Origin of the sequence: Chthoniobacter sp. (assembly GCF_040003245.1) — a bacterium.
GTDB lineage: Bacteria > Verrucomicrobiota > Verrucomicrobiia > Chthoniobacterales > Chthoniobacteraceae > Chthoniobacter.
In genome coordinates, this window is record NZ_JBDUCX010000159.1 from 1 (window position 1) to 15372 (window position 15372).

Annotated in this window: 12 protein-coding genes; 6 read left to right on the forward strand and 6 right to left on the reverse strand. The window is 62.7% G+C overall.

From position 1 onward, the window contains the following. The 5 genes from ABJF10_RS20060 to ABJF10_RS20080 form a co-directional block, all read right to left on the reverse strand. Positions 1–898 (reverse strand): DUF1552 domain-containing protein (locus ABJF10_RS20060; protein WP_348546384.1); only part of this gene is annotated, 898 nt, incomplete at its 3' end. Between the two features lie 73 nt (positions 899–971). After that, positions 972–2018 carry a cellulase family glycosylhydrolase gene (locus ABJF10_RS20065; RefSeq protein ID WP_348546385.1) on the reverse strand — a complete coding sequence of 349 codons (1047 nt, stop codon included), beginning with the start codon at positions 2016–2018 and terminating at the stop codon, positions 972–974. 1 nt (position 2019) lies between these two features. Beyond that, a complete protein-coding gene (locus ABJF10_RS20070; protein ID WP_348546386.1) occupies positions 2020–3564 on the reverse strand; it encodes a right-handed parallel beta-helix repeat-containing protein in 1545 nt (514 codons plus the stop codon). A gap of 12 nt (positions 3565–3576) precedes the next feature. After that, positions 3577–6057 carry a DUF1592 domain-containing protein gene (locus ABJF10_RS20075; RefSeq protein WP_348546387.1) on the reverse strand — a complete coding sequence of 827 codons (2481 nt, stop codon included), beginning with the start codon at positions 6055–6057 and terminating at the stop codon, positions 3577–3579. A 43-nt stretch (positions 6058–6100) separates the two neighbouring features. Then, the gene (locus tag ABJF10_RS20080) at positions 6101–7930 is read right to left on the reverse strand and encodes a hypothetical protein (protein ID WP_348546388.1); all 1830 of its coding nucleotides are present in this window, start codon (positions 7928–7930) and stop codon (positions 6101–6103) included. Positions 7931–8026: 96 nt separating this feature from the next. Between ABJF10_RS20080 and ABJF10_RS20085 the strand changes: the two genes are divergently transcribed. The 5 genes from ABJF10_RS20085 (at position 8027) to ABJF10_RS20105 (ending at position 12416) form a co-directional block, all read left to right on the forward strand. Then, the gene (locus tag ABJF10_RS20085) at positions 8027–10330 is read left to right on the forward strand and encodes a sulfatase-like hydrolase/transferase (protein WP_348546389.1); all 2304 of its coding nucleotides are present in this window, start codon (positions 8027–8029) and stop codon (positions 10328–10330) included. Between the two features lie 82 nt (positions 10331–10412). Next, positions 10413–10805 (forward strand): metalloregulator ArsR/SmtB family transcription factor, encoded by a 393-nt coding sequence (locus tag ABJF10_RS20090; protein ID WP_348546390.1) that lies wholly within the window; start codon positions 10413–10415, stop codon positions 10803–10805. Positions 10806–10837: 32 nt separating this feature from the next. Beyond that, the gene (locus ABJF10_RS20095) at positions 10838–11521 is read left to right on the forward strand and encodes an aquaporin (RefSeq protein WP_348546391.1); all 684 of its coding nucleotides are present in this window, start codon (positions 10838–10840) and stop codon (positions 11519–11521) included. After that, the gene (locus ABJF10_RS20100; RefSeq protein ID WP_348546392.1) at positions 11518–11967 is read left to right on the forward strand and encodes a DUF6428 family protein; all 450 of its coding nucleotides are present in this window, start codon (positions 11518–11520) and stop codon (positions 11965–11967) included. Before ABJF10_RS20095 ends, ABJF10_RS20100 begins: the two co-directional genes overlap by 4 nt. An 11-nt stretch (positions 11968–11978) precedes the next feature. After that, entirely contained in the window at positions 11979–12416 is a 438-nt protein-coding gene (locus ABJF10_RS20105; protein ID WP_348546393.1) for an arsenate reductase ArsC, read from the forward strand. A gap of 17 nt (positions 12417–12433) precedes the next feature. Here the strand turns inward: ABJF10_RS20105 and ABJF10_RS20110 are convergent, their stop codons facing one another. Next, positions 12434–13903, reverse strand: coding sequence for an NAD(P)/FAD-dependent oxidoreductase (locus tag ABJF10_RS20110; protein ID WP_348546394.1), 1470 nt, complete (start codon positions 13901–13903; stop codon positions 12434–12436). Between the two features lie 120 nt (positions 13904–14023). On the opposite strand from ABJF10_RS20110, the gene ABJF10_RS20115 reads away from it, so the two are divergent. Next, positions 14024–15325 (forward strand): acetylxylan esterase, encoded by a 1302-nt coding sequence (locus ABJF10_RS20115; protein ID WP_348546395.1) that lies wholly within the window; start codon positions 14024–14026, stop codon positions 15323–15325. Positions 15326–15372 lie beyond the last annotated feature (47 nt).

The window sequence follows — 15372 nt, forward strand, 5'->3', positions numbered from 1 at the left end:
AGGTGACCACGCGCGTCATGTCCGTGCGCAGGGCGAGGACGATGAGGTCGAACATCGTGCGCCAGTATTCGCCGGCCTTGGCCTTGGGGACGTCGCGCTGGAAAGGCGCGGCGATGTTCTTGTCGACTGCGGGCTTGGGAATATCGAGCCAGGCGTCGAGGCGCTCGGTGCGCTGCTCCACGTCGCGCACGGAGTGGAGATATTCGTCGAGCTTGCTGCGGTCGTCGCTTCCGAGTTCGCGGCGCAGGGCACTGGCGTCGTCGAGCACGGCATCGAGCACGCTGCGGCGCTTGCCGAGGCGGGCGCGTTGCGCGGCGAGGCCGCCCTGCTCTTCGCCGAAGAGGCGGTTGAAAACGTTGCGCGGGTTGTCCTCCGCCGGGAGTGGCACGCCGTCGCGCGAAAAGGCGAGCGTGTTGGTATTGAGCGGACGGCCTGTGCCCGAGGAGATGGAAAGCTCGAGCGAGGAGAAGCGGGTGTGCTTCTCGGTGACCTCGGCCATGACCTGGTCGACGGAGACGGTGTTCTCGTATTTGCGCGCGCTCTGGGCGTCGATCTTCGCGCCAGTGAGCCAGGTATCGGCGCAGACGTGCGCCTGGCCGATGCCGTTCGGGTGATGCAGGCCGCTGAAAATGGTGAAGTCCTCGCGATGCTTGGCGAGGGGCTGGAGCGAGGCGGAAAGTTCGTAGTCGCGGCCCGACTTTGGCACCTGCCAGCTCATGCCGTTCACGCCATTCGGGATGTAGACGAAGACGCTGCGGCGGGGCTTGTCGAGAGCGGCCGCGGCACTGGCGCGGAAGGGGAGCATCGCATTGAGCAAGGGGAGGGCGACGGTGGCGCCGATGCCGCGGAGGAAGTGCCGGCGATTGAGGAGCCACTTTTGGGAGATGAAATTGCTCATGGTGGTTACGGTATAAAATCAGCGTGGGGGGCGTTTCCTTAACGAAAAGTTTACCCAGGCGTTCAGATTACAATCAGGCTTTTTCCCAAGGGGGACGCCGTTTAGGGGGTTCGGTGAGGAAATCGAGGCCGTCGCGCAGCTTGCCTTCCTTGGTAAAGAAGGGGTGGTAGCCGCCGCCTTCGATGCCGTTGCCATCGTGGAGTTCGCGGGTGGTGGCGATGGCTTTGCCCTCGCGGATGACCCAACCCATCCAGCCGAAGCCGGCGGCGGACAGCATCTCGGTGTAAAAGCGGGCCACTTCGGCGCGCACGAGATCGTCCAGCGCGCCGGGGATGGTCTCGTTGACGATGAAGGGCTTGCCTGTTTCCTTGCTCATCGCCGTGAAGGAGGTGATGAGCGCCTCGAGGTTGTTGCGGTGATGGCCGTAGGGGTGGCCGTTGAGCACATCGACGAGCGGTGCGAACGCCATGATATTCGGGCCAGACATGGTGCCGATGGTAATGGGCTGGCGCACGCCGCACTCTCGCGCTTGGGCGGCGATGGCGGTCAGCCACTTCACTTCCGGCGTGTTGGGATCGCGCGAGCCGGGTTCGTTGCAGAGATCCCAGATGAAGACGCGATCGTCGTCTTTCAATGCGGTGGTGATGGTCTTTACGTACTCGAGATGCGGAGTCCAATCTCCCGCAGCCGAAGTGCCGCCGTAGTCGAGCTTCCTGTCGTGCCAGTGGTTGAAGAGACAAGGCATCACCTTCATGCCATTCTCGGCAATGCCCGCCACGGCATCGAGAAAGCGCGCGGTCATCTTGTCCGGGTCGGTTTTCCACGCCGCGTATTCGAACCACAGGCGGATGCCATTCGCGTGGACTTGTTTCGCGAGCGCGACCTCTTCACGGAAACGCGCGCCGTCGTAAAGTTGCCACGCCTCCACGATGTTCGCGCCCCACGACGGCACCATGCCGAAACCGCGCAGCCAGCCGTAGTCCGGGTAGACATGCAGCGTGGGCTTACCCGTGGCGGCACGCAGTGGCGCGGCGCCCTGCAACACCGGCCAGGTGGCGGCCGCACCCAAGCCCCGAAGGAATTGCCGGCGATGGAGGAGCGGGAGAGAAGGGGTTTTCATATTAGTGGCCCTGCTGTTCATCCGCGCCCGCGTCGGGCGCTTTGTCTTGGAAGTATCCCGGCTCGCAGCCGGGCAAAGGCTTTCCTCCGAGATAGGTCGAAAGATCCATTCCGGCGTCGATGGCAGTGCGGCCGGATTCCGAGGGGATCGTCGCGGTCACGACATTGTGTTCGGCGGTAAAATCCGGTTTCGGCGTGCGGTCGCCGCGCTCAAAGAAGGGCTCTTTGCCGAGCACGAGATTGTTGATGAACCGCCACTTGGGCGCGCCGAAATTGCGGTGGGTATTGAAGGAAAAAAACTGCAGGGCCGCCGAGTGTCCGCCCACGATGGTGTTGTGATAGACGAAACCTTCCGCCGGTGAGGCATCCATGCTGAACCACATGTTGAAAGGGGCGCCGTCGATGAGCCGGTTATGATGGATGAAGACCGGGCCGATGCGCGGCGCCTTGAAGCGCAGCCCGCCGTGCGTGCGGCGGAGGGTGTTGTGGTGCACGTTCACCTCGATACAGCCCACGCCGAGTTCGATGCCGGAGTCGCGCGTGTTTTCGATCACGTTTTCCGCGATTTCTGTACCGCGACCGTGATCGGGATCGATTAACGGTTTGTCGAGAGACTCGCAACTCGAGTCGCCAATGCAGATGCCATCGAAGACGCGGTCCAGATGGTTGCGCAGGATCCGGTTGCCGGCCCCGGCGCGGACGATGTCGATGCCCACCCGGTCATAACGGCCCACATCCTTGTGGATGCGCCAGATCTCGTAGTTCGCCCGGTCGTGTTCCTGGCTGGGTTGCCAATCCTCGTATGATCCGCGCGTGATCTCGCAGTCCTCGATCGTACAGCGCGCCGCTCCCCCTGTGAGGACGATGCCGGTGTCTTCATACGAAGTAATCTTACAGCCGCGAACGACCGCCTCGGCCGCGTGATCGGTTACGGTAATCGCCTGGAAGCCATGGGCGAAGGTCAGCCCTTCCACCACCACGCCCTTGGCCCCGGCGATCGTCAAAAGAGGCGCATCGGAGCGCAGCCATGACAAGGCGAGCCCATCGGGTGCTGCGCCGTTTTCAAAATGCGCGTGGATTCTGTTCGTCTCCGGATCATACATCCACAGGGCGCGAATCTGCGTGAAGCCGCTCAGCGGGGGCCCTTTTGCGAGCAAGGTCTTCCAATGCCAGTCTCCCTTGCCTTGTGCGCGGTCGGAACGCACTTCGGCGACGAATTTGCCATCGACCAGCAGGCCGTAATGACGCTTTTTTACCGACGTGGAGAAGACGGCGTCGCCCGCTGGCGACCATGTGGCGCGAAGCTCTTCCGAGCCGTCGAGCACGGCGCTGGCCTGGCCGCGCAGAGTCAGCCGTTTGTCGATATGCACGTGCTCGCGATAAATTCCTGGCGCCAGCGCCAGCGTGTCGCCTTCGACCGCACGCGCTACTGCATCCGCAAGCGCGGAAACGCCCGGCCGCACTTCAATCGTCGCGCCGGAAGCGATCGAGGCGGCGAGCGAGACCAATCCGAAAAGGCCGGCCAGCGTTGAGCCACGCGCTGTCATTTTTCGGCACCCTCAACGCTTCTGGAAAATGTCGCTGGTCACGAGCTCTTCGATGAGCGAGGCGAGTTTGTAATCGCTGGCCTTGGCTCGCTCGGTTACGTGACGCAGTTCGTTGCGATCGGAAAAGGTGGTGCCGCGGCGCAGGGCGTAGGTGGCGAGCTTCTCGGTGAAGGCGGTCGCAAACTTGTCCGTGTCGTCGACGAGGATCTTCTTCAATTCCTTTGCGTCTTTGAAGGTGCGGCCATCGTAGAGTTCGCCGCTCGGGTCGAGCGCTGGGTTGTCGCCGACGCCGGCGGTCACCGTCTCGACGGTGCGCCAGTGGCCGATGGCATCATAATTGTCGAAGGCGATGCCGAGTGGATCGATGCGGCGATGGCAGGCGTTGCAATTGGCGTCGGAGCGATGGGCCTCTAGCTTTTGGCGCACGGTAGTCTTGGGTGCATTCGCGTCCGGCGTGGTCAGTGCCGGGACATTGGCGGGCGGCGGAGGTGGCGGCTTGCCGATGATCGACTCGAGCACCCACACGCCTCGATGCACTGGGCGGTGCCGCGTGCCGTCGGAGGTAAGGCTGAGCACCGCCGCTTGCGTGAGCAGGCCGCCGCGATGGTCCTCCGGCTTGAGTGCGACGCGCTGGAAGCCGTCGCCCTGCACGCCTTCGATGCCGTAGAATTTCGCGAGGCGTTCGTTGACCAGCGTCCAGTTGGAATCGAGAAATTCACGTAGGCTGGCGTTGCGCTTGAGCACATCGCCGAAGAAGCCGACCGTCTCACCGATCATGCTCTTCTCGAGATTCTCGTCGTAATCGGGATACAGGACCTTGTCCGGCGGGAACATGCCCACGCGGCGCAATTGCAGCCATTGGCGCGGGAAGCTCGTGGCAAATTCCTCGGCCTTGGGATCGGCGAGCATGCGGCGCACTTCGGCGCGTAGCGTCTCACGCTCGTGCAGCTGGCCGGAGCGCGCGGTGGCGAGCAGACGCTCATCCGGCATGCTGCTCCAGAGGAAATAGGAAAGGCGCGAGGCGAGCTCCCAGTCGGTGAGCTTCTGCGAGGGTGTGGCGACCTTGCCTTCCTCGATGTAAAGGAAGCTCTTCGAGCACATCACGGCGGAGAGCGCAGTCTTCACCGACGTCTCAAAATTATCGCCAAGCTGCTGCGCTTTATCGACGAGCTTGAGGTAACGGTCGAGTTCCTCGGCGGTCACCGGGCGGCGCCAGGCGCGTTCGGCAAAGCGCTTCACGATCTCGCGAGCGTAAGCGGCATCCTTGGTCGCGCTTTCGCCACCGAAGAAGATCTGCTGGTGCGAGGCCGTGGGCCAGGAATTGACGATCGGGCCGTCCCATTCGATCGAGTCGACGAGCAGGAAAGGCAGGATCGGCTTCCCGTTGTCGTCGGTGAATTTCATCTGCCACGGCACCCGCGACTGGAGACCGGTGAAGATGTTCGGGGTGCCGGTCGCGCGGGAACGGCGCGCCTCGGGATTCGGCCCCGGGACGGAGTTGACGATGTGCACCGGGTGCTGTCCGACGGGCAGATGCGCGCGGAACTCGATGGTCACCGGCTTGTCCTCCGGCGCCTCGATATCCTGCTCGAAAAGCGTGCGGCCGATATCCGCGGCGTAGAGCCGCAGGCGTGGGGCGCGGCCGCCTTCCGGGCGCAGGCCACTGAGTTTCACCCGCACGATGTATTCACCGGCGGTCTTGATATTGATCGTGCGATCGTCGAGCGCGCCGTTGTTTGGCACGAGGTCCACCCGCACTTTTTCCGCGAGGCCGCGGGCCTCGTATTCCTTTTGAAAACTCTTCCAGCCGCGGATTTCAAAGGGCGACCAATGCACCAGTTCGCGCTGTGGCGCAGGCCCGAGCGAGAGCGCTTCGTTCAAGAGCGAATCGGCAGCGGCGAGGTACTTCTCGACGTGCGCCGGTGAGAGCGTGAGCACCGAGCCGATGCGCTGGATGCCGTGCCAGTCGGGGTCTTCGGGCAGGCCGGTCGGGTCGGTGAAATCGTAATTCACGCCGAGCAGATCGTGCACGGAGTTGGCGTATTCCTCACGAGTGAGCCGGCGGAAAGCCACGCGCTCGCCGGCGGAAGATTGCCGCGCGGAATCGGCCTCGACGAGCTGGCCGGAGATGAATTCGGAAACGCGGACGATGTCGTCGGGCTTGGGCCGCTTGTCCACATCGTCCGGTGGCATGTCGCCGGAGTTGATGCGGTTCATGATCTCCTCCCAGTGGCCCATGATCTTGGGAGAATCGAAATCGATGGTCAGGTTGTCCACCCGTAAGTCGCCTTTCTGCTTCTTCTCGCCGTGGCACTTGTTGCAGTGCTCCCGAAAAAAAGGACGCGCGACCTTTTCCAGATTTTCCTGCCCCGGCACCGCGGCGCTCGCCTGCGGAGCCGCGACAGCCAGAAGCGCCGCCGCCGGCGCGACTACGTAACAAAGGGAGAATAGGACGCTGCGATGCACGGCAGGGAAAGCACGCGGGAGGGGCATTTCTTTGGAAAAATGGGGCTTTAGGACAGGGGCAATACCTCGTCTACTTCTTCGCCGAGGTGAGTTTTTTGCTTTGCCGTTCGGTGACGGCCTTGTGGGTGTCCTCGCCGATCCAGATATCGGTGCAATGCGAAGGCTGGCCGGCTTGCTCACCGCTGACATCGGCGAGGATAAGGTCGCCGACGGCGAGGTCCGCGAGTTTCACTTGCAGGTCTCCCTTCCACACGCGCGTCTCGGGGGTGACGAGCAGGATGTGCTGGCCGAGGTCGGGCGTCTGCTCCATGTCGCCGTTGTAGTTCTTCATCTTCGCGAGCTGCCAGCCGACGTCGATGCGCCCCTCGGCGAGGTTCAGCGCGGTGACGCGGTACTTCGTGGAGTTGGAGGCGAGATGGCTGAAATCATCGGTCACAGCCCAAGCCTGGGTGAAGGCGCCAGCGTTGTCCTGATACAGGCTGAAGGTGCAGCGCGTGCCGAGCGGGATGTCGGCGAGCGCGGAGTTCGCATTGAGGTATTGTACGTTGCCACCGGGCAGGAGCGTGAACTCGACCGTCTCCCCCGTGCGGTCGGTGCGGAACTGGCCGGTGCGCTTCTCGGCGTCGACCTTCACGAGTTCGCCGAGGACGCGATGCTCGGAATACGACGGCGGCTTTTCGCCCGCGCGGAACTTGAACCAGGGCAGATTCTCGTTGCTGTAATCGGTGCGATACGGGAACTGGAGCGGATATTCCTTGGCGGTGTTCTCCATGATTTCGGTGTTGGTGTCGCCCCGGTAGCCGTAGTTCATGAGATTCTCGCCGTAGGGCGGGTCCTTCACCGGCCACCCGGCGCCGAAGAGCCGGATGCAATGCCCGCGGCGGAAGCCCTCGAGCATATAGGCCACCTGCACCACCACGCGCACGCCGCTGCAGCCGTAGCACTCGGTGGGTACCTTTTGCACTTCGAGGATGCTGGATTTTTCCTTGTCCACCGGCGGATTCCACGGCCGCAATTCGTCGTTCGCCACGGTCACGGCGACGTCCTTGCCCACGACGAGATCGTCTGTCCACGTCTTCTTGAATGCGGGGACATCGTCGCTGAAGAAGGTGATGGTGAGCTTGTTGCCCTCGGTCTTGTCGATCCAGCCGGGCAAGCCGCGAAGCTTGACGAAAGCGGCATGTTTCGCCATCTGCTGCTCGATCGTCTTTTTATGGGTTTCCACGCCGACCCAGATATCCGTGCATGTGCCGGGGCTGGCGGCGGTGCGGCCGGTGAGATTGTAGAGCAGCACGTCGCCGGGTTGGAGATCCTCGAGTTTGATCTGCTGGTCGTCTTTCCACACGCGCGTCGCGGCGTTGACGTGCAACTCGGCCTTGCCCACCTCGGGCAGGTTTTTCGGAATGCTCTGCTTGGTGGTGAGCAACTTGCCCTCGGCGAGTTTCACCTCGTCGAGCCGATAGGTAAAGCTATGGCTCGCATCCATGGTGAACTGCTCCTCCATTGTGGCCAGTCGCGTGAAATGGCCGTGCCCGTCGTCGTTGAGGAAGAAAAGGTAATCCGTCCCGAGTGGGACGTCGCGCAGGTCGGCCTCGGAGAGGAGATAATGCACCGAGGCGTAGGGTGGCATGGTGAAATCCACGATCTCCCCTGTCTTGCTCGTCCGGAATTGCCCGCTGCGATGGACGTAATCCGCGCTGATCAAGGTTCCACCGATGCGCCGGTCCGAATGGTGCGGCGGAAACTCCAGCGGCTTGGGCTGATACCATGGCAGATTGGCGTTCGCGAAGTCGGTGCGGAAGGGGTAGCGCGGGTCGGTCTTCGGGGCGTCTTCGGCCAGGGAAAGCGACAGCGGGAGCAGCGCGAGCGAAAGGGAAAGGAGGGGGCGGAAAAATTTCACGGCAACTGGGTGGACGTTGGGTTGGTTCTAGTGGCGGGCGTGCGACGCCAACACACTTCACCGCCCAAGCCGCTTCTGATTAGCCAATTTCCCCGCATGGACAAACTTCTTCTGACACGGATTCTGGTTCTGCTTTCGCTAGGCGCGCCCTTGGGCCTTTTCGCCGCGGACAAAAAGCCCAACGTCCTTTTCGTCGTCGTCGACGACTTGCGTCCAGATCTCGGCTGCTACGGCGCGAAGCAAGTGCAGTCCCCGAATATCGATCGCCTGGCCTCGCGTGGGCTCGTGTTTGAGCACGCCTATTGCCAGGTGGCGGTCTGCAATGCCTCGCGTTCCAGCCTGCTGTCCGGAGCGCGCCCGGACACGACGAAGGTTTTCGACAACCAGCACTTCCTCCGGCCGCAGATGCCTGATGTGCTGACGCTACCGCAGCTTTTCATGGACAACGGCTGGCACACCGTGTCGCTGGGGAAGGTTTTTCATCACAGCGAAAAGGAGCCGGGCGACGACCCGCAATCGTGGAGCGAGCCGTCGTGGTATCATGGCGTGCCGTCCAAGTCGTGGTTCACCAAGGAATCCGAAGACATGCTGAACCGGCTCAAGGCGTTGCCGGAAAAGGATCGGCCGAAGATCATTCGCGGCCCGCCCTTCGAAGCGGCCGATCAACCGGACGACGTTTATCCCGACGGGCAGACGGCGAAGAAGGCGATCGAGACTTTGCGACGATTGAAGACGGCGGAGCAGCCTTTCTTTCTCGGCGTGGGTTTCGTGAAGCCGCACCTGCCGCTCACCTGTCCGCGCAAGTACTGGGACATGTATCCCGCCGAGAGCATCAAGCTGCCGGACAATTACTTTCCGCCGAAGAACGTCCCCACGCCCGCGCTGCACAATGCTTACGAGTTGCGCACTTACGGTGGCATTCCCGCCACGGGCGATATCCCGGAGGAAACCGCGCTGAATCTCATCCGCGGGTATCGCGCCTGCATCACGTTCATGGATGCACAGGTGGGCCGCGTGCTCGATGAACTAGACCGCCTCGGCTTGCGTGAGAACACCATCGTCATCCTCTGGGGCGACAACGGCTATCACCTCGGCGAGAACGGCATCTTTACGAAGATGACGAACTTCGAGCTGGGCACCCGGGTGCCGCTGATTCTCAGCGCGCCGCATAAGGCCGCCGGCCAGCACACCGCCGCGCTCGTGGAGTACGTCGATGTCTACCCCACGCTCGCGGAACTGGCGGGTCTGCCGTTGCCGCCGCATCTCGAGGGCACGAGCTTCGCGCCGCTGCTCGTTGATCCGGCGCAGCCATGGAAGGAGGCGGTCTTCAGCCAGTATCTCCGCGTGGGGAAGGAGAAGTTCATGGGCCGCTCCGTACGCACCGACCGCTGGCGTTACACCGAGTGGAAGAACATGAAGGACGAACTCGTGGGCACTGAGCTTTACGACGAGCAGGAGGATCCCAAGGAAAACGCGAATATCGCGGGGGAGGGGGAGAACAAAAGCGTCCTCGCGGAAATGGCAAGGCGCTTGCGCGATGGATGGAAAGCGGCCCTGCCGCCGTCGATCAAGACGGACGCGGCGGCGCCTGCTAAACCCGTCGGGCTACGCACCGATATCGTTTTCGGCGCCTTCGAGGGCAAGGACCTCGGTGGTTGGAAAATCACCGGCGACGCCTTTCATCCCAAGCCGTTCGAGCCCGCAGACCGCTTCGTCGGTTTCGAGGGAGCCACGCTCGCTTGGAGCGGTCGCGGCGGTGCGGGAAGCAAAGGGACGCTGCTCTCGCCGGAGTTTGAGGTGCAGCGATCGTTTATCAATTTTCTCGCGGCGGGGGCGCGCGATCTCGCGGCCAATCTGGGCGTCGAATTGTTCGTCGATGGCCGCGTGGTGCGCACGGCCAGTGCGAGTGAGGCGAAGGACCCGGCCAAGGCGCTCTACTGGCGCACGTGGGATGTGCGCGATCTCGCGGGGCGCACGGCGCAGACCCGCGATGTGCCGCCGCGTGCGCTTGCACCCGGCGACAACGCGCTCGAAGGATTCTCTGGCGAATTGCTGGACCTCGATCTGGAAGTCGACCTTCAATATGCGGCGCAAGTGACCCTCAGTCTGCGCGGCGAGGAGATCGCCTACGACGTGAAGGAGAAAAGGCTCAGGGCCTTCGGTCGCTCGCTCGCACTCGCGCCCGTGGACGGAAAACTCATCCTGCGCGCCCTGCTCGATCGCACCAGCATAGAGCTTTTCGGCAATCGTGGCGAAGTGACTTTCTCCGGCATTTTCTATCCTGCCGCGGACAATCGCCGCCTCGTCCTGACCGTCCAAGGCGGCTCCGCCTACATCGCGAAGCTCGCTGTTCACGAGCTGAAATCTATTTGGCCCGAAGCTCCGCGCGTTTTGCCCTAACCGGTTGAGGAGGCGGGTGAAATATCGCGGGAAGGAATATTCTCCTTTACGGATATACCTATATAGGTATATATGGTGCGGTGTGAGATTGATCGAAATCTACAAGTGCCTGTGCGATGAAACTCGCTTGCGCATCCTTCACCTGCTGTCGCACCGGCCGCTTTGTGTGTGCCACTTCCAGGCGATCCTGCGCGCGCCGCAGGTGAAGATTTCCAAGCATCTCGCCTACCTGCGCGAGCGCGGCCTGGTTCACACGCGGCGCGAGGGCGCGTGGATCGTCTATGCGCTGCCGGCGAATCCTCCGCCGGAACTGGCCGAAAACATGCGCTGCTTGCAGGACTGCTGCCGCGAGCAAACGGTTTTCACGGCCGATCTGAGGCGCATGGTCAAAGCGCTGGCATCCTGTTCCGGTCCCTTGGCGGAGTGCTGCGCTCCGGCGCCGAAACGACGCGGACGCAAAACCGCGCACGCATAACGGAGCGGATGATGTTCACGCCCACCGAGTCGATGAGAAAGCTGCTTTCCGAGTTCATCGGCACCTTCGCGCTCATCTTCGCGGGCACGGGCGCGATTGTCATTAACCACGAGAGCGGTGGAGCCATCACTCACCCGGGCATCGCGCTGACCTTCGGCCTGATCGTCCTGGCGATGATTTATACCTTCGGCGATGTGAGCGGCGCGCATTTCAATCCTGCCGTTACCACGGCGTTTGCGGTGGCGGGTCGTTTCCTGTGGCGCGATGTGCCCGGCTTCATTCTCGCGCAGCTCGGGGGCGCATTTGCGGCCAGCGCACTGCTGCGTTCTCTTTTTCCGGGCGACCAGACGCTGGGCGCCACGCTTCCGTCCGGCCCGCCCATGCAGAGTTTCGTTCTGGAAACGGTACTCACGTTTCTGTTGATGACTGTCATCCTCAGCGTCTCGACTGGGGCGAAGGAGAAAGGGATCACGGCGGGGATCGCCATTGGAGCGGTCATCGCCCTGGAGGCCATGTTCGCGGGGCCGATCTGTGGCGCGTCGATGAATCCCGCACGCTCGCTGGCCCCGGCGGTAGTGAGCGGCCATCTCCAGTCTATGTGGGTCTATCTGGCCGGGCCGTTGCTCGGCGCGCTGCTGGCTGTCCCCATGTGCAGTGCGATCCGCGGGCCTGACTGTTGTGACTTTGCCGATAATGAACCGAAAACCGAACTATGAAGACCTCTGAATTCAAAACGCTCCTCGAGCAGCATCCCGACCACGAACTGCGATTTGTCCTGCCGGATGGCGGTTTCGTGCCGGCGCATGGCCACATCACCGAAGTCGGTCGCGTGGACAAGACCTTCATTGACTGCGGTGGCACCATGCGGCGGGTCTCGACCTGCTCGCTGCAAGCCTGGGTCGCCGAAGATCTCGACCACCGGCTGTCACCGGGAAAACTCGCGGGTGTGCTCGGACAGGCGTCCCCCATCTTCGGCGCGGATGATCTCGAAGTGGAGATAGAATACGAGGATTGCACCGTCTCGCAATTCCCGGCGCTCGGGGTGAGCGAGCAGAACGGCATTCTCGCCTTCCACCTCGGCTGGAAACACACGGATTGCCTCGCGAAGGATGTTTGTCTCCCGCAAGCGGCGGGATGCGCCCCAGGGAGTGGTTGTTGCTGATTGTTACTCATATGGACAAGCCACTCGTTCTCATTCTTTGCACCGGCAATTCCTGCCGGAGCCATCTCGCCGAAGGCATCCTGCGCGCGGCCGTGGGTGATCGCCTGCGCGTGGCCAGCGCAGGGTCGAAGCCGGCGGGCTACGTGCATCCGCTGGCCATCAAGGTCATGGCCGAAATCGGCATCGATATTTCGTCGCATCATTCCAAATACCTCGGAGAATTCCTGGAGCAGTCGGTCGAGACGGTCATCACCGTTTGCGGCAATGCCGACCAGGCCTGCCCGATGTTTCCCGGACAGGTAAATCGTCACCACTGGGGGTTCGACGACCCGGCCCACGCGACCGGAACGGAGAGCGAGCAACTCGCTGTCTTCCGTCGCGTGCGTGACGAGATCAAGCGGGTGTTCGACGCTTACGCTGCCGGGCGCATCGACCAGGCACAGCGGTAGCGAGGAACAAATCGTCGTCACGCCGCCGCGTGAATCGCCTCCGCCACGCGGTTCCCCGTGCGCGTCGCCGCATCCTGCCCGTGCGGCATGTTGTCGTAGGCGGACCCCGCGAAATAGATGCGTCCCACCGGCGAGCCGATGTGTGGCCACATTTTGTGGAGCTCGCCGAAAGCGAAGGCCAGCCGCTCGCAGCCGAAGCAGGTGGGCTCTTCCTTCCACCATTGGTGCACGATGCATTGCTCGATCGTGTCCGCGGCTTTGCCGGGATAAAATTTACGAAAAGCGGCGAGCGCGTCCTCGGATGTTTCCACCGGTTGGCCGCTGCCCATGAGCACACTACGCTCGCCGGGCACGTCGGCCGCCGTTTGGTAAACGAGGCTCATTTTCGGATCGCCCGTTTCGAGATTGATACTCGGCACGTCACCCTCCCAGAAGCGGGTCTTTGCCTGCAAGAGCACGCGCGATTGCATGCCGATGGTCACGTGACTGATGGCGTAGGCCTTTTCCTCCGGCCACGCGGGCGTGACCTCGATGGCGTTGAGCAGCAGCGGGGACAGGCACACGACGAGGTAATCGGCAGCGAGCTGTTTCTTCGCGCCGCCTTCTTCGTATTCCACGCGCACGCCGGTGGCGTTGTGCTCGATGGCGGTGACGGGGCAATTCTTGCGCACGCGGTCGCCGAGTTTTGCCGCAAAGGTATCGGGCAGGAGCTGGTTGCCGCCCTTGAGATGGAAGACGTTGCGCGAGAAGGTCGGCAAGCCGCGCAGCTTGCCGATCGCCGCTTGCCACAGGCGGAAGAGCGCCGAGACATCGCTGCTCGTCGCGGGTTTTTGCGGGCTACTGCGCCTTCCACCGGCGACGAAGCGAATGGCGGCCTCGGATGCCCCATCCTGCGCGAGCAGATCGCCGAGCAATACTTTGTCGAGGTGATCGAGCCCGACGCCGAACGGCTGGAATTCGTCGGTGAATTTCGCGAGGTAGGGCGCGAAGTAGAGCGTGCTCAAGTCCGTCCACCCGTGCTCGAGGATGTAATCGATTTCGCGCTGGTTGAAACCGAAGGCGGCCACCGTGGCGCGGTCGGCGAGCTGCTGCTCGGTGTACCATTTGCTGTCGATCTTCCGGTACATGTCCTGCCGCCGCTTCCAGGGCAGGTAGGGCAGGTCGAACTTCTTCACGTATCGCCAGTACTCCTCGTAGCCCGGCTTGGTGAAGTGCTCCGCGCCCACGTCGGCATAAAGCCCATCCGGCAACGGATCGCGGATCGTCTTCACATGCCCGCCCGTGCGCCGCGAAGCTTCCAGCACGGTCACATCGTGCCCGCGTTCCAGGAGTTCGTAGGCGCAACTCAGGCCGCCAATGCCGCCGCCGGCGACGATCACGCGCTTGCGCGCCGATGGTGCGGCCGAAACGCCGGCGCCAGTCGCTAGCAACGCAAGGCCGGATGTTTTCAAGACATCGCGACGGGAATAGATGTGCGGTGAATTCATGGGGGAGCCGCGTATTTATATCATAACCTCCGGGCTGAACGATTTCGTAGAGTTTGTTATCTCTTTGTCTTTCATCTCCGAATTGCTCTCTCTACGGAGTTGGCCACAATGCCTTCTCCCATGCGAATTTCCTCCTTCCTGTTTGTCGCCCTCCTCGCGCTGTCTTCGATCCTCCCGCTGCGAGCCGGGGAAGATCCCTTCACGCCTTATCTCACCGGCCGCGCGCCTGAGATCCTGCGCGAAGTGCCAGACGCTGGCGCGCCACCGGACGGCGTTACCGTGCGGCGTGTGGTCTTTCGCTCGCGCGAAGGCGCGGAAATCTTCGCCGTGATTGCGACGCCGAAGGCGGCGGGCAAGCACCCGGGAATGCTCGTGCTGCACGGTGGCGGCGGCAGTGCGGAAGTGGACAAGGCCATCGCCTGGGCACAGCGCGGCTATGTCGCCGTGGCGCCGGATTTGCCGGGTATTGCCGAGCCGAAGAAACTGACGGAGACCAAGGGCCGTTGGAACACGCTCAAGTACGGCGAGGGCCGCTACGTCGCGAGCCCTGATGCCACGGCCAGCCTGCTCTTCGATGCCGTGCTCTCCGCGATGCAATCGCTCTATCTCCTGCGCGCGCAACCTGAAGTGGACACCGCGCGCATCGGCGTCGTCGGTATTTCGTGGGGCGGTTATATGACCACCATGGTCTGCGGCCTCGCCGGTGATCAGGTGCGCGCCGGCTTCGCGGTGTTTGGCTGCGGCTTTTATGAATTCAGCTCGCAACAGCCCACGCTGCAAAAGATGCCGGCGGAGGAGCGCGAGCGGTGGCTGAAGTATCTGGATTCCGGACGCCGCGCCCCGGGCATCAAGGCCGCCTTCTTCACCGCGGGCGCGGCCAATGATTTCTTCTTCTGGCCGCCCGCCGTGCAGGCCACGCTCGACGCCATTCCCGGGACCAAGAACCATCTGTTTGCGCCTAATGCGAACCACAAGGTTCCTCTGCCGGGCGGCACCGTCTTCCCGAAGGCGACCACCGAGCCTTTCGTGCCGACCGCGTTCCAGCCCTTCCCCACGCCCAGCGGCAGCAAGGCGAACTGGCTGGCGATGGAAGTCCCTTACTTTGATTACTATCTCAATGGCCAGGGACAGCCGTTGCCGGTGGTGACCGTCGAGAAGAGCGCTGATCCGCTGAACGTGCATTTCCAAATCACCGCCCCGCGATCCATCGCGAAAGCCGAAGTCTACTGGAGCGCGCCGAGCACGGATTGGATGAAACGCGTGTGGCAGCCCGTGCCCGCGACCAAGCTTGCCAATGACCACTACGAGGCCCATTTGCCGGCCGAAGCCGTGCCGGGCTCGGATTGTTTTGTCGTCGCGTCGGATGATCGTCCGGTTACCGTCTCCAGCGATTTCATGCGCCTCGGCCAGCCTGCTCGATGAACGCATTTCATTTCCCTTTGTTAGTCGTGAGTCTCGGCTTGCTGGCA

Excerpts from the sequence above, each read along its gene's own strand:
- ABJF10_RS20065 (WP_348546385.1), bottom strand. The coding sequence starts at position 2,018 with ATGAAAACCCCTTCTCTCCCGCTCCTCCATCGCCGGCAATTCCTTCGG.
- ABJF10_RS20070 (WP_348546386.1), bottom strand. The coding sequence starts at position 3,564 with ATGACAGCGCGTGGCTCAACGCTGGCCGGCCTTTTCGGATTGGTCTCG.
- ABJF10_RS20075 (WP_348546387.1), bottom strand. The coding sequence starts at position 6,057 with ATGCCCCTCCCGCGTGCTTTCCCTGCCGTGCATCGCAGCGTCCTATTC.
- ABJF10_RS20085 (WP_348546389.1), top strand. The coding sequence starts at position 8,027 with ATGGACAAACTTCTTCTGACACGGATTCTGGTTCTGCTTTCGCTAGGC.
- ABJF10_RS20095 (WP_348546391.1), top strand. The coding sequence starts at position 10,838 with ATGAGAAAGCTGCTTTCCGAGTTCATCGGCACCTTCGCGCTCATCTTC.
- ABJF10_RS20100 (WP_348546392.1), top strand. The coding sequence starts at position 11,518 with ATGAAGACCTCTGAATTCAAAACGCTCCTCGAGCAGCATCCCGACCAC.
- ABJF10_RS20105 (WP_348546393.1), top strand. The coding sequence starts at position 11,979 with ATGGACAAGCCACTCGTTCTCATTCTTTGCACCGGCAATTCCTGCCGG.
- ABJF10_RS20110 (WP_348546394.1), bottom strand. The coding sequence starts at position 13,903 with ATGAATTCACCGCACATCTATTCCCGTCGCGATGTCTTGAAAACATCC.
- ABJF10_RS20115 (WP_348546395.1), top strand. The coding sequence starts at position 14,024 with ATGCGAATTTCCTCCTTCCTGTTTGTCGCCCTCCTCGCGCTGTCTTCG.